This is a genomic window from Achromobacter sp. HZ34 (genome assembly GCF_002209485.1).
Lineage (GTDB): Bacteria > Pseudomonadota > Gammaproteobacteria > Burkholderiales > Burkholderiaceae_B > Bordetella_C.
In genome coordinates, this window is sequence record NZ_NJIX01000002.1 from 899527 (window position 1) to 915642 (window position 16116).

Consider the following 16116-nt stretch of genomic DNA (forward strand, 5'->3'; position numbering starts at 1 on the left):
GCCGGTTTGCCTTTATTTAGCCGGCTGGACCGCGACCCACTGGGTCTGGTCGCCCCGACGCACCAGCACGCCGATAGCCTTGGACTTGTCAACCTTGGCGGCCGTCTTGACGAACTGGTCGGGCGCGGTGATATCAGTGTCGTTTATTGCCAACACAATATCGCCTTCCATGATGCCGGCCCGGGAGGCGGCGCCTTCAGCCTGGCGCACCAGGACGCCGCCGGTGATTTTCATCTTGCGCTGCGTCTCGGCCGGCACGGGAACCACCGTCAAGCCCAGGGCGCTGGAGGATTCCGGCTCGGTCTTGGGGTTGGTCTTTTCCTTGGCGGCCGTCTTGGGCGGCTGGATTTCCGCGACCTTGACCGTCAGCGTCTGCGACTTGCCCTTGCGCCAGACCTGCAGGGGCGCCACGGTACCGGGCTTGGTTTCGCCGACCATGCGGGGCAGATCGGACCAGCGCGCGATGCTCTTGTCATTGAACTTGAGAATGACGTCACCCGGCTGCACGCCAGCGGCTTCGGCCGGGCTGTCGCCTTCGACGCTGCTGACCAGGGCGCCTTCCGCCTTGCTCAGGCCGATGGCGGTGGCCACGTCGTTGGTCACTTCGCCGATCTGCACGCCGATACGGCCGCGCGTCACCTTGCCATTGGAGCGCAACTGTTCGACCACGCGCATCACTTCGTCGATCGGGATGGCCAGGGAAATTCCCATGAAGCCGCCGCTGCGCGAAATGATCTGCGAGTTGATGCCGACCACCTCACCCGCCAGGTTCAGCAACGGGCCGCCCGAGTTGCCGGGGTTGACGGCCACATCGGTCTGGATGAAGGGCAAATAGTCACCCGTATCGCGGTTGATGGCGCTGATGATGCCGGCCGTCACCGTGGAGTCCAGGCCGAAGGGCGAGCCGATGGCCAGCACCCACTGCCCCTTCTTCAGCTTGGAGTCGTCGCCGATAGGCAGCGGCGTCAGGCCCTTGGCGTCGATCTTGAGCAGGGCGACGTCGGTGCGGTCATCGGTACCGATGACCTTGGCCTTGAATTCGCGGCCGTCGGTGGTGGTGACGAAGATGTCGGTGGCGTCGGTGACCACGTGATTATTGGTCAGCACATAGCCGTCGGCCGAAATGAAGAAACCGGAACCCACGCCACGCGGCACGGTGCGTTCCTCGGGGGTCTTCTGTTCCTTGTTGTCGTCCTTGGGCGCCTTCTCGCGCGGTGCGCGCTGGCCCGGCATGCCGGGCGGCTGGAAGTCGGGGCCGAAGAAAAAGCGGAACAGATCGTAGGGATCCTGGCCGTCCGCGCCGGGGCGGCGCACGGGCACGGTGGCCGTGGTGCGGATATTGACCACCGCCGGGTCGGCCTTTTCCACGATGCTGCTGAAATCAGGCATCGTGACCGTGGGCATGGGGGTCTGGGCTTGTGTCTGGGCTTGCGCCGGCGCCATGGCCGCGCTGGCCAGCGCCGTCGCGGCGCCCACCATAATCAGAAAGCGTCGCAGGAACCCCTGCGTCTTCTCATAGGAAAAGTTCATGTACAACTCCGCTTGGATATACGGGTCTTTCTACCATGGATTCAAGAACAAAATCCGCGCCGGCCCATCGCAAGCCGGCGCGCACCGTGTGATTTCTTGAAAATTTACTTATTTATTTCGGCGCCAATGCCGGCGGCGGGGCCGAGGGCGGCACATACTCGGTCGACTTGGCCAGATGCTCAAGCGTGGCCGAAGGCACCTCGCCCAGCGCGGTCAACCAGAAATCGGCGATGCGCGTGCCGTAGACGCTGACGGCGCCCCGTCGATAGGCCCCGTGAGGCTGGCGGCTGTTCCGTTTCTTGTCGAACGGCTCGATGAAGACGGAAATGGCGGCCAGGCCATCGGACAGTACCAATTGGCTGACCGACTCGTTGTGCCCCAGGACACGGCCCACCTGCGACACCTGGACAAAGCCGGCCGGCAAGGGAATGCGCCAGCCCTGCGCGGCCAGGTCGATCGGCTGCAGCGTGGACTGCTGGACCTTCCATTCCTTGTACGGCCAGCGCGACTCCAGCATCTTGCCGTCGACGTCCTTGCCCAGGCGCAGCGTGGTGAAAGTCACCTGTTCGACCACGCTATTGGCGCCAGACAGGGTCTGCGCCTTCAGCAGCAGGTCGTTCTGTTCATCGGCGCACAAACGATAACCATAGCGCGCCTTGTCCAGCGGCTCGATGGTGATCATGCGGCATTCGCGCCCGGCCACGCGGCGCGGCGCGGTTTCGCTATAGACCTGGTAGAAACGCGTCACCGCGGCGGGCGACCCCAGCAGCAGCCCCGGGAAACGGTCGGCGCGGCGCTGTTGCACCAGCACCGTCTTGCGTTCAGGCACCAGGCACTGCACGTCGTCGTTGTGGCGCAGGTATTCGCGCGGCTGGCCGTCCAGCACTTCGAGGCGTTCGCGCTCGCCGCTGCCGTCGACCATGTGTACCAGCCGCGAGGATTGGATCAACTCGCCCTGCTGATAGGTGAAGATGCCCGAATAGTCCAGCTTGCGTGCGGCTTCCTGGATGCGCGACAGCAGCGCCTGCGCTTCCTCGGCCGCCAGCGGCGTGCGTGCCGTCGTCGCGCCGCCCTGGGCAGCGGCTTGCGCTTGCGTCTGAGCTTGCACCAGGCCGCTGCCCAGGCAACCCAGCAAGGTTGCGAACGACAGGCTCATCACCCGCGAGACCCCGCGCAGACCAGGCAGCCCCAACGTCGCGATCATCAGCGCCCTGCTCCCAGGTCGAAGGAAACCTGGCGAATGGCGCTGGGGCCGGCCATTTGCATGTGCGCTTCCAGATAGTCGCTGAGCACCGGCTCCTCGGCGGCAGAACCCACGGGCGTGGCGTCGGCGATGATGCGGGTCTCCTGCATGGGCGCGGAGCCACCGAACAGCGAGGGCTGCGCCACCCAGACCACCGAAGCCACGGCGGCGGCCATGGCCGCCCCTGACAGGCCCAGCCGCCAGGCAGGACGCGTGAAGCGGCGCTTGCGCGGCGCCGCCACGATGGTCAGTTCATTGTCCAGCGCCGCCGCCAGGCGGGCGCGGAACACGGGCGTCGGCGTGATCGCCAGCTCAGGATTGCGCAGGACGTCGCCTATCAGATGGTAGGTATCCCAGGTTTCACGGCCTTCGGCGACCTCCAGGCCGTCGAGCCATTCCTCTGAACCCTCGCCATCCATCCAGGCCGACACCGACGCTTCCCAGGACGCTTCTTCCTCGGACAGGGCGGACGGTTCTGTGTGTTGCATGATGACTAGCTCCTTACCAGCGACGATCGGCATCGTTGCCGAGCATGGGCCGCAAACGGGCGGCGACGGCCTCGCGCGCACGAAAGATGCGCGAACGTACGGTGCCGATGGGACATCCCATGCTCTGGGCGATGTCTTCGTAACTCATTCCTTCAATTTCCCGCAGGACGATCGCCGTGCGCAGCTCTTCCGGCAACGCGTCGATAGCCGCATTGACCGTCTCGGCTATCTCGCGGCTGGCGAGCATCGATTCCGGGGTGCTTATATCGCTTAGGTTGTCCGCCTCGTTAAAAGTTTCACCATCTTCGTTTTCCAGTGCGGTCGGGGCGCTGGGACGGCGCCCGCTGGAAGCCAGCCAATTACGGGCCGTGTTGATGGCGATGCGGTACAGCCAGGTATAGAAAGCACTCTCGCCGCGGAACTGCGGCAAGGCTCGGTATGCCTTGATGAAAGCTTCCTGGGCGACATCCTCGATTTCCGAGTGGTCGCGGATCATGCGCGAGAGCAGGCGCATGATCTTGCGCTGATACTTGATGACCAGCAGATCGAAAGCTTTCTTGTCACCCCGTTGCACCCGGGCGACCAGCTCGGCGTCGATGTCACGCTCGCTCATGCTGTCCCCACGCGGCGCAGACGTCGCTGGCACGACAGGTTCAGCCGGCGCCAGGCAGCCGCCGGCAGTGCATCCTGCCAAATGGTGAAGGAAACCCGGCGCGCCTTGAATGGCCCCAGGCGGGGGCTCAGCGACGCAGGTAGATCGCCCTGCAAGGCCAGGCAGCGCCAGCCGCGCGTTGCGGCGGTCAAAGTCAGCGGGCGCCAGACGTGGCGTGTTTCCTGGCCTGAAACTCGTCCCGTGCCTCGGCCGCCACGGATATACAAAGCGTGATCCGCGGTGAAGAGCAAGGCCCGCACGGCGGCGGCTCGGCGCAAGCCCGTGGCGGGCAGGCTAGCCAGGATGGCCGCCAGCGCCAATGGCCAGGCCAGCCCCGCGGGCAGGCCCAGCCATACCAAGGCGCAAGCGGCGGCGGCGCCTCCGAGCCAGCGTAGCGCCGACTCGGCCACGGCTACCCAGCGCGGCGTTACCACCGGCACGCGCAAGGTCCAGCCGCTAAGCTCTCCGGGGCCCAAATCAGACCCGGCGAACAGCCATCGACCCGTTCGTGCCGCCAAACCCGAAGGAATTGGACAACGCAACGTTGATCTTCATCTGCCGCGCCTCGTTGGCGCAGTAGTCCAGGTCGCACTCGGGATCCTGGTTGAAGATGTTGATCGTGGGCGGAGACACTTGGTTGTACAAGGCCAGGGTCGTGAACACGGCCTCGATACCACCGGCGGCACCCAGCAGGTGGCCAGTCATCGATTTGGTCGAGTTGACCACCAGCTTGCGGGCGTGGTCGCCGAAAGCCAGCTTCAAGGCGTCGGATTCGTTCTTGTCACCCAGCGGCGTGGACGTGCCGTGGGCGTTGACGTAATCGACATCTTCCGGATTCAGGCCGCCATTACGCAAGGCGTTGACGACGCCGCGGCGCGGGCCGTCCTTGTCGGGGGCAGTGATGTGATGCGCGTCCGAACTCATGCCGTAGCCGACGAATTCGCCGTAGATGCGCGCGCCGCGCTTCTTGGCGTGTTCGTACTCTTCCAGCACCACGACGCCGGCGCCCTCGCCCAGCACGAAGCCATCACGGTCGATGTCCCAGGGACGCGACGCGGTGGCGGGATCATCGTTGCGGGTGGACAGCGCGCGCATGGCGGCAAAACCGCCAATGCCCAGCGGCGAAACAGTGGACTCGGCGCCGCCCGCGAGCATCACGTCGGCGTCGCCATATTCGATCAGGCGAGCGGAGTCGCCAATGCTGTGCAAACCGGTCGTGCATGCGGAAACGACCGCGTAGCTGGGTCCTTTCATGCCGTACTTGATGGTCAGCTGGCCCGAAATCAGGTTGATCAGCGAACCGGGCACGAAGAAAGGCGAAATACGGCGGGGACCGCGTTCGAGCAGCTCGGTCTGGGTCTCTTCGATACGGGGCAAGCCGCCGATACCGGAACCGACGATCACGCCGATACGGTCGGCATTTTCCTCGGTGACTTCCAGACCCGAATCCTGCCAGGCTTGCACGCCGGCAGCCACGCCGTAATGGATGAAGGTATCCATCTGACGCGCTTCTTTCACAGGCATGAATTGCGTGATGTCGAAGTTCTGGACTTCGCCGGCAATATGCGTGGTCAATGCGCTGGGGTCGAAACGGCTGATGCGGCGGATGCCGGAACGTCCGTTGACGATATTGTCCCAGGCAGTGGCAATGTCGTTCCCAACGGGGCAGACAATACCCAGTCCAGTGATGACGACGCGTCGTTTCACGGATGACTCCTCAAACAGACAAAACAAAGGCGGTTCGGAACATGCCGCCCGCGCGGCACGCGGAAACGCGGGATCCGCCGGAGTAACGCAAGCTACGCGAGCCGCGCTCAGGCATGGGCTGGATAGCCACGACCCCGCGCGATCGCGCGGTATGTTCGAAAACCGCCTCGGTTCCCGCCAGCGGGACCAAGTCCCACCGCGGGGAAGAAAAGGCTAGCTTACTGCTTACCGTGCGAATTGATGTAATCGATCGCTTGTTGCACGGTCGTGATCTTTTCGGCTTCTTCGTCGGGGATCTCGGTCTCGAATTCGTCTTCGAGGGCCATGACCAGCTCAACCATGTCGAGCGAATCGGCACCGAGGTCGTCAAGAAAGGAAGATTCGTTCTTGATCTCGGCTTCATTGACGCCAAGTTGTTCAGCGACGATCTTCTTGACGCGCTGTTCGATGCTTTCCATGCAGATCTCCAATTGGGAAAAATCCCGCGAATTATAGCCAAGCGCAGAGGAATGCAAACGCCAGGCCGTGAGAAAAAACTTATCCCTGATACGTATTAACCGGGGATACGCGAACACCGGATTTGGCGTTCTTTGCGACGAACCTCGCGCAACGTCGGCTTACCCACTTGAATTCTCGGGTGAACCGCCGCACGCGAGGCTCGTAGAAAATTACATATACATCCCGCCGTTCACGTGCAAAGTCGTGCCGGTAATGTAACCGGCATGCGAACTGGCCAGAAAAGCCACCGCATGCGCGATATCCGACGGCGAACCAAGACGGCCCAACGGAATCTGTTGCAGCAGCGCGGCGGTCTGGGCTTCACCCAGGACACGGGTCATGTCGGTATCGACGAAACCCGGCGCCACGCAATTGACGGTAATACCACGACTGCCCAATTCACGCGCCAGGGCGCGTGACATACCCGCCACGCCTGCCTTGGCGGCCGCGTAGTTGGCCTGCCCGGGATTACCGGACGAACCCACCACCGACGTGACGTTGATGATACGGCCCCAACGCGCTTTCATCATCACGCGCATGACGCCGCGCGACAGACGGAACACAGCGGCCAGGTTGGTGTCGATCACCGCATCCCAGTCGTCATCTTTCATGCGCATGGCCAGCGTATCGCGCGTGATCCCGGCATTATTAACCAGAATGTGCGGACCGCCATCCTTGGCCAGGGTTTCGAGCAGGCTATCGCAGGCCTGGGCGTCGGTGACGTTCAGCACCACGCCGCGGCCGCCGTGCGGCGCCAGGGCTTCGCTGATCGTCTGCGCGCCGGACTCGGACGTGGCCGTGCCCACCACCGTGGCGCCGCGTACGGCCAGTTCATGCGCGATCGCCTTGCCGATGCCACGGGTGGCGCCGGTCACCAGCGCCAGTTTGCCTTGCAGGTCCATAGCATTGTCCATATCAGTTGCCCCCAAGCTGCGCCAGCGCGGCGTCCAGCGAAGCCGGATCGGTGATGGCCATGCCGGTCAGTTCACCATCGATACGCTTGATCAGGCCCGCCAGCACCTTGCCGGGGCCGCATTCGACCACATGGGTCACGCCCTGCGCCTTGAAGGCCTGGATGGTTTCCACCCAGCGCACGGGATGCCACGCCTGGCGCACCAGCGCATCGCGGATGGACGCAGGGTCGCTGGGCGAAAGCACGTCGACGTTGTTGATGACGGGAATCGCCGGCGCGTTGACGACCACGTCGTTCAAGGCCTTGGACAACACCGCGGCAGCCGGTTGCAGCAGGCTGGAGTGGAACGGTGCCGACACCGGCAGCATGACGGCACGCTTGGCGCCAGCCGCCTTGGCGGCCTCACACGCGCGCTCGACCGCAGCCTTGTGGCCGGCGATCACGACTTGCGCGGGGGCATTGAAATTGACGGCTTCGACGATCTCGCCCTGCGCGCCTTGCGCACAGGCGGCGCGCACCGTGTCATCGTCCAGGCCGAGGATGGCAGCCATGGCCCCAGTGCCCACGGGCACGGCAGCCTGCATCGCGTCGGCGCGGATGCGCACCAGGCGCACGGCGTCTTCCAGCTGCAAGGCCCCGGCGGCGGTCAGCGCGGCGTATTCGCCCAGGCTGTGCCCGGCCACCACTTCCGGCAGCGGACCACCGGCAGCACGCCAGGCGGCGAAGAACGCCACACCGGCCGTCAGCATGGCGGGCTGGGTATTGGTGGTCAGGTTGAGCTGTTCGGCGGGACCCTGGCCAATCAGCGCGGCGAGGTCTTGACCCAGGGCCGCGCTGGCGCGTGCCACCGTATCGGTGACGGCGGCGTTGCCGGCCCAGGCATCGAGCATGCCGACCGATTGAGAGCCCTGTCCAGGGAATACAAAAGCGATCTTCATTTTTTAGCGGATTACCGTTTGGTGGCTGTCATTCTGGCAAGGACCGAGCCCCAGGTAAAGCCACCGCCCACGCCTTGCATGAGCACGGTGCAACCCGCGGGGACGCGGCCTTCACGGCGCGCGGCGTCCAGCGCCAGCGGCACGCTGGCAGCCGAGGTATTGGCGTGGCGGTCCACCGTGACCACCAGTTTTTCCGCCGGCAGGTTCAGCTTGCGCGCCAGGAAATTCAGGATACGCACATTGGCCTGGTGCGGGATCAGCAGATCGATGTCGTCCAGCGTCAGGCCTGCCTCGTCGCACACGTCGCGGGCGGACCGGTCGAGCACGGTGACAGCCTGCTTGAACACGGCCTGGCCGTCCATGCGCAGGAAGGGGTCGCCCACCACTTCGCCATAGGCCACGTTGCCGGCGGCGCAAAGTATCTTGGTCTGGCTGCCATCGGCGCGCAATTGCGCGGCCAGGATGCCCGGCTCGTCGGAAGCGCTCAACACCACGGCGCCGGCGCCATCGCCGAACAGCACGCAGGTGGACCGGTCATTCCAGTCGAGAATGCGGGAAAAGACTTCGGCGCCGATGACCAGCGCATGGCGCGAACGGCCGGCGCGCACGAAGCTGTCGGCCGTGGTGAGGGCATACACGAAGCCGCTGCACACGGCTTGCACGTCGAATGCCGCGCCGCCCTTGATGCCCAGCTTGTCCTGCACCAGGCAGGCCGTGCTGGGGAACACGAAATCGGGCGTCGACGTGGCGACGATGATCAGGTCGATATCGGCGGGCTGCAGGCCGGCATCCTCGATGGCAAGACGCGCCGCCTCGGTGGCCAGCATGCTGGTGGTGACACCGCGCTCGGCGATGTGACGCTGGCGGATACCCGTACGTTCGACGATCCAGTCGTCGGACGTGACGATATCGCGCTGGGCCAGTTCGGCAGCCAGCTCATCGTTGGAGACGATGCGCGGGGGCAGGTAGCTGCCCGTGCCGGCGATGGCCGAATACTGCATGGAATTCTGTTTCAAGCGGAGTCTCCCGCTGCGCGCGGCAATGCCGCCACGTTGTTGGTATGCACGCTCTGGTGTATCTGCGCCACGCTTTGCATGATGCGTTCCAGCAGCCTGCTGGCCACCGCCTCGCGCGCACGCTGCAAGGCGAAACCGAAGGCATAGACGTCAGCCGAACCGTGGCTCTTGATGACCACGCCACGCAGCCCCAACAGGGCCGCACCGTTGTAGCGCCGGTTATCGACGCGACGACGCAGGCGATTGAGGACGGGCGACGCGATGGCGCCCGCCAGCAGCGTAATCAGATTGCGCTTGAACTCTTCGCGGATGACGCTGCTCATCATCTTGGCCAGGCCTTCGACGGATTTCAGCACCACATTGCCGACGAAGCCGTCGCAAACGACGACGTCCACCGTACCCTTGAAGATATCGTTGCCTTCCACGTTACCGTAGAAGTTCAGAGGGCTGGCGCGCAACAGCTCCGCCGCCTCCTTGACGACCTCATTGCCCTTGATCACTTCCTCGCCGATATTCAGCAGGCCGACCTTGGGCCGTTCGCAATGATCCAGGGCCTGCGCGAGCGCGGTACCCATGATGGCGAACTGCAACAAGTGTTCAGCAGTGCAATCGACGTTCGCACCCAGGTCGAGCACCGTGGTGGCGCGACCTTCCTGGTTGGGAATGGACGTGGCAATGGCTGGACGGTCGATGCCGTCCATCGTCTTCAGCACATAGCGCGAGATCGCCATCCAAGCACCGGTATTGCCGGCGGACACGCAGGCGTCCGCACGACCGTCCTTGACTGCCTGGGCAGCCAGGCGCATGGACGAGTCTTTTTTGCGGCGCAGCGCGACTTCCACCGAATCGTCCATCGTGACGACCTCGGAGGCCGGCACGATCTCGATTCGATCACGCGGTACATCCCGCGACGCGGCCAATGCCTTTTCAATGGCATCGGGCAGGCCGACCAGCAGCAGCTGGGCGTCGGGACATTGCCGAGCGAACGCGATGGACGCAGGTATGGTGGTGGGCAGGCCTATATCGCCGCCCATGCAGTCAATGGCGATGCGTATCACGGGGGGCCAAGTATCAGCGCCAGCCTAACGAAGGGAACCGGTCACGCGTTACGCTGTGACTTATTCGTCGTTCTTGGTCTTGATGACCTTGCGGCCACGGTAGAAACCGTTCGGGCTGATGTGGTGACGCAGATGCGTTTCGCCAGTGTTCGGCTCGATCGCGGTCGACGGACCGGTCAGGAAATCGTGCGAGCGGTGCATACCGCGCTTCGAGGGGGACTTCTTGTTTTGTTGAACAGCCATGATGACTCCTAGAATCGGGGCGCATTGTACGCGATGCAGCCCGAATGTTGATCTCAATTTTTTTGCTTCAGTTTTTCCAGCACCGCGAACGGCGATGGACGCTTGACAGATTCGGGCTCTTCCTCATCTGCCTTACCCGCCGTACCAGGACACACTTCATGCCTGGGCACGTAGGGGATATTCAAAATCAGTTCATCTTCAACCTGGGCCAGCACGTCGAAACGATGCGACCCCACTACCTTTTCCGGGGCCGCCGCGCTCGAACCGGGCGCGCCGTCCTCGTCCATATCCTCATCGCCTTCATCATCCTCGGTGTCGCGACCGCTGAAAACGCTGTCCTCGTCCAGGTCGGACTCGCGGCGCACCAACTGCAAGGTCACCTCGGCGTCGATGGGAAACGCAAACGGTTCCATGCAACGCTGGCAGACCAGCATCGGGCTGCCTTGCACCTGCAGCTTCAGCAAGTACTCACCCGTGCCGCCCAGTTCGCCCCGCAACCGCCAATGCACCTCACCGCGCTCACCATCCTGCTGCTGCGGCAGGCCTTCGACAGCGCGTAACATCCGCGCCAGCGGCACTTTGCCCTCAGCCTGCTTACCGAGACGAACGAACGCGAATGCGTCGATGAAGACGCCGGTCGTTTCCTTCGAAGCAACCGCGGTCGGCGCAGCGGAAGCGACGCCCTTGCCGGACTTGGCCATGGCTCACCTCTTACACTAGCCGTCGTGAATCAAAGCAGAAACTGGCAATACGGATCAACTTCGTCCAACCAGTTCCTCAGATCGAGAGATCCAGCCCAAGGGCTGCATCAACCTGCCGCTTCCTGAGTAGCATCCCAGCCACTTAGAAACTGCAAGGAAAATCCCGCGAAACGTTAGATAATACTGTGACTTACGTCATAACGTCAAACCAAGCATGACTATTTCTCCACGCCGTCTGATTCTTGCCTCGACCTCGATATACCGTCGCGAATTGCTTTCGCGCCTCCGACTGCCCTTCGAAGTGGCCCCGCCCATGGTCGACGAAACGCCGGAGCCTGGTGAAAGCCCCGCCAACCTGGCGGTACGCCTGGCGCTGGCCAAGGCCAACGCCGTGGTGCAACAGCAGCCGGGCGCGGTGGTGATCGGCTCGGACCAGGTGGCGACGATCGATGGTACCCCTATCGGCAAACCGGGCGATTTCGCCCGGGCCCAGCGCCAGCTGCGCAGCCTGTCCGGCCGCGAAGTCGAATTCCACAGCGCGCTGGCCGTGACCGATGGCGAGCGTGTGGCCCATGCGGACATCATCACCCGCTGCCGTTTCCGTGAGCTTTCCGATGCCGCCATCGAAGCCTACCTGCTGGCGGAATCGCCCTATGACACCGCCGGCAGCGCCAAGGCGGAAGGCCTGGGCATCGCGCTGATGGAAAGCATCCAGAGCGATGATCCCACCGCCATCATCGGCCTGCCCTTGATTGCCTTGACCAGCATGCTGACCCTGTTTGGCCTTGACCCTTTGTTGGCCGGCACCGCGCAGGCAGCACAATGAGCGGCGCCGACCATGATGCCACGGCAGGGGCAGCCCCCGCCACACCGGCGCGCGGCACGGGTCCTGGCACCCTGCACCTGATCCCGGTGGGCCTGGGCGATGCGCCCGCCGAGCGCTGGCTGCCTGCCGAAGCGCGCAGCCTGGCGGCCGGGCTGGACTGCTACATCGCGGAGAACGCCAAGACGGCGCGCGCCTTCCTGAAGCAGATAGGGACGCTGCGGCCCCTGCAGGAAATCACCATCCACACCCTGGGCGAGAAGACCAAGGCCGATGAGATCGACGGCTGGCTGCGGCCCTTGCGCCAGGGGGGCGAAATAGGACTGGTGTCGGAGGCCGGCTGCCCTGCCGTCGCCGATCCCGGGGCGCGGGTAGCCGATGCGGCGCACCGCATGGGGCTGCACGTGCGGCCCTGGGTGGGGCCGTCCTCCATATTGCTGGGCTTGATGGCCAGCGGCCTGGACGGGCAGCGTTTCACCTTCCACGGCTACGCGCCGGTGGAGCCGGGCGAACGGGCGCGCCAGCTGCGCGCCTGGGAACAGTTGTCAGCACGCAACAACCAGACCCAGATGCTGATCGAGACGCCCTACCGCAATGCCGCCATGTTCTCCGCCTTGCTGGCCAGCCTGCGCGGTGACACCCGGCTGTGCATTGCCCGGTCGCTGACCACGGACGACGAATGGATACGCACGGCGACGGTGGCCGAATGGAAGTCCCGTCCGGCGCCGGACCTGGACAAGAAGCCGACGCTGTTTCTCTACCTTGCCCGATGATGCGCGCCGCGCTCACCTTGCTGGCGGTGCTGGCGTTGGCGGGTTGCGCGCGCCAGTGGCCGGCGGGACTGGACGTCGATACGTCCGTCACGGCGACCAGCCAGGACAGCCGGGTGCGTTTCATCGTGCTGCATTACACCGATGGCGATGAGGCCGCGTCGCTGCGCACCCTTTCGCGCGGGGACGTCAGTGCCCACTACCTGGTCAGCGACGAAGCGACCGGCCGGGGACGGGTGCGGGTCTACAACCTGGTGCCCGAAGCCCGCAACGCCTGGCATGCCGGCGACAGCAGCTGGTTCGGCCGCACGGCCCTGAACAATTCGTCCATTGGCATAGAGATCACCAATGAGGGTCCACTGCCTGGCCAAGCAGACCGTATGGCTGGGCAAGGGGAAGGACAAGGGCAGCCGCCATCGACGCAGCCGGCGCCGTGGCAGCCGCGGCAATGGCAGCCCTATTCGGAAGCCCAGATCCGGGCAGTCATCCTGCTCGTGCGGGACATCGCGCAACGTCATGGCGTGCGGCCGGAGAACATCGTCGGCCATAGCGACATCGCGCCGCAGCGCAAGATCGACCCGGGCCCGCTGTTTCCCTGGCGCCGCCTGGCACAGGAAGGCCTGGGCCGCTGGTACGACGAAAACGGCGCCCAGGCCGCCAGCCTGCGTTTTGCCGCCTCCACCCTGCCCGACGCCGCCTGGTTCCAGACCGAACTGGAACGCGTCGGCTACGACATCCCGCACACGGGCATCTACGACCCCGCCACCACCCGCGTCATCGCGGCCTTCCAGATGCACTACCGCCCCGCCCGCTATGACGGCATCCCCGACGCCGAAACCGCCGGCATCCTGGCCGTGCTACCAGGCGAAAGCGAATAAGCCGCGGGCGAGCGGCGCAAGAGGCAAGGATTTCTGAGAGGTTTTTTTAAAAAACCTCCACTTCTATTTTCTAAAGGACCCGACTCGTCCGCCTGGCGCGTGCCCACAGCACGACGCGCCATGCCAGCAGCACGGCCAGGACGGTGCCGTACCAAAGCGGCTGGGTGAAATCGTGCTTGCCGGCCTTGTGCCACCACAAATGCAGCAGCGCCAGCAGACCTATCACGTACACGGCCCGATGCAACCGCCCCCAATTGCGGCCCAGCCGCCGCATGGCTCCCTGGAAGGAAGTCAGGGCCAACACCAGCAGCAGGACAAACGCCAGGAATCCGACCAGGATGAAAGGCCGCTGCCCCACATCCTCCACCATGGACGCCGGATCGAACCCGCGATCCCAGCCCGCCCATGACAGGAAATGCAGCAGCGCGTAGAAAAACGTGAACAGGCCGCACATCCGCCGCACCCGCAACAGCGCCGGCTGCCTGATCAACCGCCGCAAAGGGGTGATACCCAGGGTCACCAACAGGCAGACGAAAGTCCATGTACCGGCCGAACGGGTCAAGAACTCGACCGGATTGGCGGTCAGGCCGTCATTCATGCCCAGCCAGACCCAGCGCAACAGGGGCACCAGCCCCAGGATGAACAGCAGCGGCTTGCACCGCCCCACCTGGCGCGCAGTCCACTGCCGCGGCGCGGCGCCGGACGGAAAGGAAGCAGTAGTCATCAGGACAGCGACATCGTGGCGGTATTCATTTGTATAGGCATCGATTCATGGCAGCGCCGCGCGGATTCATGGCAGCGCCGCGCGCCAGGGGCGTTGATTCTTAGCGACATTGATTCCTGGCCGAATCAATAATTCGCGCGCAGGTCCATGCCCTGGTAAAGCGACGCCACCTGCTCATAACCGTTGAACATCAAGGTCTTGCGCTTGGGACTGAACAAACCGTCACCGATCCGCCGCTCGGTAGCCTGACTCCAGCGCGGATGCGGCACATTCGGATTGACGTTGGCATAGAAGCCATATTCATTGGACGCGGCATCCATCCAGGAACTGACAGGCATCTTCTCGACCAGGCGGATCGCCACCAGCGACTTGGCCGACTTGAAACCGTATTTCCACGGCAGGATCACGCGTACCGGCGCGCCGTTCTGGTTCGGCAGCACCTTGCCGTACAGCCCGAAGGTGAGCAGCGCCAGGGGATGCATGGCCTCGTCCAGCCGCAAGCCTTCCGTATAGGGCCAGTTCAGCACGCCACTGCGCAGGCCCGGCATGGTGTCGCGCTGCGCGGCCGTGACGAACTGCACGAATTTGGCATTGCCCGTGGGCTCGACCTGCTTCAGCAACGCGGACAAGGAATAGCCGATCCAGGGAATCACCATCGACCAGCCCTCGACACAGCGCAGCCGGTAGACGCGCTCTTCCTGGGGCGCCAGTTTCAGCAGTTCTTCGATATCGAAGGTGCGCGGCTTGTTGACCTCGCCTTCGATACTGATGCTCCAGGGGCGTACCTTCAGGGCCTTGGCGTATTTGGCCGGGTCGCCCTTGTCCAGGCCGAACTCGTAGTAATTGTTGTAGGACGTGATGTCGTCATAGGACGTCTGCTTGTCCATGACCGTGTACTGGCTGTCAGGCGTTGCTGACAGGGCCGGCAGGCCGTCAGCCTGGGCCCTTGCGGGGGCGGCCAGGCCGGCCGTGCCCAAGGCTGCCAGGCCGGCGCCCGCCTTGCCCAGCCACGCACGCCGCTCGCGCCAGATGGGCTCCGGCGTGATTTCCGAGGGAAGAATGTCCGAGGGTTTGCGTATCAGCATGTCTGCCGGCTCCAAAGTAGGCGCGTCACCGTATGCCGCGTAATGCGCGACACAATGAATTATTCCATTCAGACAGGGCGCCTGGCGCGAATGTTCCCGGCGCGGGCGGCGCCTGCGTATCGCCCGGCGGCGATTATTTCACGCGCTTCTGACACGGAATCACGCGCCAGGAACCAGGCAATCCTCGGACCGCCCGCTCAACCCCGGTCGGCCAGCCAGGCACTCAGCTCCGCCACGTTTTCGACGATCACCTGCGGCGCACACCCCTCCAGCTCCTTGCGAGTATGCGCGCCATAGGTGACACCCACGCTGTGCACGGAGGCGTTGGCAGCCATATTCAGGTCGTGCGACGTGTCGCCGATCATCACCACCCGCTCGGGCAGCACGTTCAGCTCGTCCATGATTTCGTGCAGCATGGCGGGATTCGGCTTGCTGAAGGTCTCGTCCGCCGTGCGCGTCGCCTGGAATACCTCGGCCAGTCCACTGGCCGCCAGGGCACGGTTCAACCCGACCCGGCTCTTGCCGGTGGCCACCGCCAACTGGACATTGCGCTGCGCCAGGTCGGCCAGCAATTCGCGGATGCCGTCGAACAGCTTCAATTCCGGATCGCGCAGCAGGTAGTTGACGCGGTAACGCTCCAGGAAGCGCGGCGTCAGCGCCTTGGTCAGTTCGGGCACGGCATGGCGCAGCGCGCTTTCCAGCGACAGCCCGATCACCCAGCTGGCCTGCGAAGCCGACGGCACGGGCAGGTCCAGATCCCGGCAAGCGCCCTGGATGGCGGCCACGATGCTGTGGGTGGAATCCATCAAGGTGCCATCCCAATCGAACACCACCAACGAATAAGGCATG

General features: G+C 64.3%; 19 protein-coding genes. 3 read left to right on the forward strand and 16 right to left on the reverse strand.

The genetic code is table 11. The features are described 5' to 3' along the window. Nucleotides 1-12: 12 nt before the first annotated feature. The 13 genes from CEY05_RS10755 to CEY05_RS10815 all read right to left on the reverse strand — a co-directional run bounded on the left by CEY05_RS10755 (nt 13) and on the right by CEY05_RS10815 (nt 10987). Entirely contained in the window at nt 13-1530 is a 1518-nt protein-coding gene (locus CEY05_RS10755) for a DegQ family serine endoprotease (RefSeq protein ID WP_088598450.1), read from the reverse strand. A 112-nt stretch (nt 1531-1642) separates the two neighbouring features. Then, the gene (locus CEY05_RS10760) at nt 1643-2734 is read right to left on the reverse strand and encodes a MucB/RseB C-terminal domain-containing protein (protein ID WP_233161454.1); all 1092 of its coding nucleotides are present in this window, start codon (nt 2732-2734) and stop codon (nt 1643-1645) included. Further along, nucleotides 2734-3261, reverse strand: a complete 528-nt coding sequence (locus tag CEY05_RS10765; RefSeq protein WP_198952736.1) for a sigma-E factor negative regulatory protein — start codon at nt 3259-3261, stop codon at nt 2734-2736. The genes CEY05_RS10760 and CEY05_RS10765 overlap by 1 nt, the downstream gene beginning before the upstream one ends. Before the next feature lie 13 nt (nt 3262-3274). After that, complete coding sequence (gene rpoE, locus CEY05_RS10770) at nt 3275-3874, reverse strand: RNA polymerase sigma factor RpoE (protein WP_088598451.1); 600 nt, start codon at nt 3872-3874, stop codon at nt 3275-3277. Next, the gene (locus CEY05_RS10775; RefSeq protein WP_143220368.1) at nt 3871-4389 is read right to left on the reverse strand and encodes a hypothetical protein; all 519 of its coding nucleotides are present in this window, start codon (nt 4387-4389) and stop codon (nt 3871-3873) included. Before CEY05_RS10775 ends, rpoE begins: the two co-directional genes overlap by 4 nt. 1 nt (nt 4390) lies before the next feature. Beyond that, complete coding sequence (fabF, locus tag CEY05_RS10780; protein ID WP_088598453.1) at nt 4391-5620, reverse strand: beta-ketoacyl-ACP synthase II; 1230 nt, start codon at nt 5618-5620, stop codon at nt 4391-4393. Between the two features lie 218 nt (nt 5621-5838). Further along, the gene (gene acpP, locus CEY05_RS10785; RefSeq protein WP_003813816.1) at nt 5839-6078 is read right to left on the reverse strand and encodes an acyl carrier protein; all 240 of its coding nucleotides are present in this window, start codon (nt 6076-6078) and stop codon (nt 5839-5841) included. A gap of 210 nt (nt 6079-6288) precedes the next feature. Next, complete coding sequence (fabG, locus tag CEY05_RS10790; RefSeq protein ID WP_088598454.1) at nt 6289-7032, reverse strand: 3-oxoacyl-ACP reductase FabG; 744 nt, start codon at nt 7030-7032, stop codon at nt 6289-6291. A 1-nt stretch (nt 7033) separates the two neighbouring features. Next, complete coding sequence (gene fabD, locus CEY05_RS10795) at nt 7034-7969, reverse strand: ACP S-malonyltransferase (protein ID WP_088598455.1); 936 nt, start codon at nt 7967-7969, stop codon at nt 7034-7036. An 11-nt stretch (nt 7970-7980) separates the two neighbouring features. Then, complete coding sequence (locus CEY05_RS10800; RefSeq protein WP_198952761.1) at nt 7981-8970, reverse strand: beta-ketoacyl-ACP synthase III; 990 nt, start codon at nt 8968-8970, stop codon at nt 7981-7983. An 11-nt stretch (nt 8971-8981) separates the two neighbouring features. Further along, nucleotides 8982-10043 (reverse strand): phosphate acyltransferase PlsX, encoded by a 1062-nt coding sequence (gene plsX, locus CEY05_RS10805; RefSeq protein ID WP_088598457.1) that lies wholly within the window; start codon nt 10041-10043, stop codon nt 8982-8984. A gap of 60 nt (nt 10044-10103) precedes the next feature. Next, nucleotides 10104-10286 carry a 50S ribosomal protein L32 gene (gene rpmF / locus CEY05_RS10810; RefSeq protein WP_088598458.1) on the reverse strand — a complete coding sequence of 61 codons (183 nt, stop codon included), beginning with the start codon at nt 10284-10286 and terminating at the stop codon, nt 10104-10106. Between the two features lie 53 nt (nt 10287-10339). Further along, nucleotides 10340-10987, reverse strand: coding sequence for a DUF177 domain-containing protein (locus CEY05_RS10815; RefSeq protein ID WP_088598459.1), 648 nt, complete (start codon nt 10985-10987; stop codon nt 10340-10342). Between the two features lie 214 nt (nt 10988-11201). Here CEY05_RS10815 and CEY05_RS10820 point away from each other — a divergent pair, with 214 nt between their 5' ends. Genes CEY05_RS10820 through CEY05_RS10830 form a run of 3 tightly spaced genes read left to right on the forward strand, consistent with a single transcriptional unit; the run spans nt 11202 to nt 13458 of the window. Continuing rightward, nucleotides 11202-11813 (forward strand): Maf family nucleotide pyrophosphatase, encoded by a 612-nt coding sequence (locus tag CEY05_RS10820; RefSeq protein ID WP_088598460.1) that lies wholly within the window; start codon nt 11202-11204, stop codon nt 11811-11813. After that, complete coding sequence (locus tag CEY05_RS10825; RefSeq protein WP_088598461.1) at nt 11810-12583, forward strand: SAM-dependent methyltransferase; 774 nt, start codon at nt 11810-11812, stop codon at nt 12581-12583. The genes CEY05_RS10820 and CEY05_RS10825 overlap by 4 nt, the downstream gene beginning before the upstream one ends. Continuing rightward, on the forward strand, nt 12580-13458 hold the full coding sequence (locus tag CEY05_RS10830; RefSeq protein ID WP_088598462.1) for an N-acetylmuramoyl-L-alanine amidase: 879 nt from the start codon (nt 12580-12582) through the stop codon (nt 13456-13458). Before CEY05_RS10825 ends, CEY05_RS10830 begins: the two co-directional genes overlap by 4 nt. A gap of 70 nt (nt 13459-13528) precedes the next feature. On the opposite strand, the gene msrQ is transcribed toward CEY05_RS10830, so the two are convergent. The 3 genes from msrQ to CEY05_RS10845 form a co-directional block, all read right to left on the reverse strand. Next, nucleotides 13529-14182, reverse strand: coding sequence for a protein-methionine-sulfoxide reductase heme-binding subunit MsrQ (msrQ, locus tag CEY05_RS10835; protein ID WP_088598463.1), 654 nt, complete (start codon nt 14180-14182; stop codon nt 13529-13531). Nucleotides 14183-14307: 125 nt separating this feature from the next. Then, nucleotides 14308-15267 (reverse strand): protein-methionine-sulfoxide reductase catalytic subunit MsrP, encoded by a 960-nt coding sequence (gene msrP / locus CEY05_RS10840; RefSeq protein ID WP_088598464.1) that lies wholly within the window; start codon nt 15265-15267, stop codon nt 14308-14310. A gap of 197 nt (nt 15268-15464) precedes the next feature. Beyond that, nucleotides 15465-16115, reverse strand: coding sequence for an HAD-IA family hydrolase (locus CEY05_RS10845; RefSeq protein ID WP_088598465.1), 651 nt, complete (start codon nt 16113-16115; stop codon nt 15465-15467). Nucleotide 16116: the final 1 nt, after the last annotated feature.

What these genes read in the sequence shown, in the direction of transcription:
- msrQ (WP_088598463.1), bottom strand. Translation starts at nt 14,182, where the DNA reads ATGACTACTGCTTCCTTTCCGTCCGGCGCCGCGCCGCGGCAGTGGACT.
- rpoE (WP_088598451.1), bottom strand. Translation starts at nt 3,874, where the DNA reads ATGAGCGAGCGTGACATCGACGCCGAGCTGGTCGCCCGGGTGCAACGG.
- CEY05_RS10820 (WP_088598460.1), top strand. Translation starts at nt 11,202, where the DNA reads ATGACTATTTCTCCACGCCGTCTGATTCTTGCCTCGACCTCGATATAC.
- CEY05_RS10815 (WP_088598459.1), bottom strand. Translation starts at nt 10,987, where the DNA reads ATGGCCAAGTCCGGCAAGGGCGTCGCTTCCGCTGCGCCGACCGCGGTT.
- CEY05_RS10800 (WP_198952761.1), bottom strand. Translation starts at nt 8,970, where the DNA reads ATGCAGTATTCGGCCATCGCCGGCACGGGCAGCTACCTGCCCCCGCGC.
- fabG (WP_088598454.1), bottom strand. Translation starts at nt 7,032, where the DNA reads ATGGACAATGCTATGGACCTGCAAGGCAAACTGGCGCTGGTGACCGGC.
- rpmF (WP_088598458.1), bottom strand. Translation starts at nt 10,286, where the DNA reads ATGGCTGTTCAACAAAACAAGAAGTCCCCCTCGAAGCGCGGTATGCAC.
- CEY05_RS10845 (WP_088598465.1), bottom strand. Translation starts at nt 16,115, where the DNA reads ATGCCTTATTCGTTGGTGGTGTTCGATTGGGATGGCACCTTGATGGAT.
- CEY05_RS10760 (WP_233161454.1), bottom strand. Translation starts at nt 2,734, where the DNA reads ATGATCGCGACGTTGGGGCTGCCTGGTCTGCGCGGGGTCTCGCGGGTG.
- CEY05_RS10755 (WP_088598450.1), bottom strand. Translation starts at nt 1,530, where the DNA reads ATGAACTTTTCCTATGAGAAGACGCAGGGGTTCCTGCGACGCTTTCTG.
- msrP (WP_088598464.1), bottom strand. Translation starts at nt 15,267, where the DNA reads ATGCTGATACGCAAACCCTCGGACATTCTTCCCTCGGAAATCACGCCG.
- CEY05_RS10830 (WP_088598462.1), top strand. Translation starts at nt 12,580, where the DNA reads ATGATGCGCGCCGCGCTCACCTTGCTGGCGGTGCTGGCGTTGGCGGGT.
- CEY05_RS10825 (WP_088598461.1), top strand. Translation starts at nt 11,810, where the DNA reads ATGAGCGGCGCCGACCATGATGCCACGGCAGGGGCAGCCCCCGCCACA.
- acpP (WP_003813816.1), bottom strand. Translation starts at nt 6,078, where the DNA reads ATGGAAAGCATCGAACAGCGCGTCAAGAAGATCGTCGCTGAACAACTT.
- fabD (WP_088598455.1), bottom strand. Translation starts at nt 7,969, where the DNA reads ATGAAGATCGCTTTTGTATTCCCTGGACAGGGCTCTCAATCGGTCGGC.
- CEY05_RS10765 (WP_198952736.1), bottom strand. Translation starts at nt 3,261, where the DNA reads ATGCAACACACAGAACCGTCCGCCCTGTCCGAGGAAGAAGCGTCCTGG.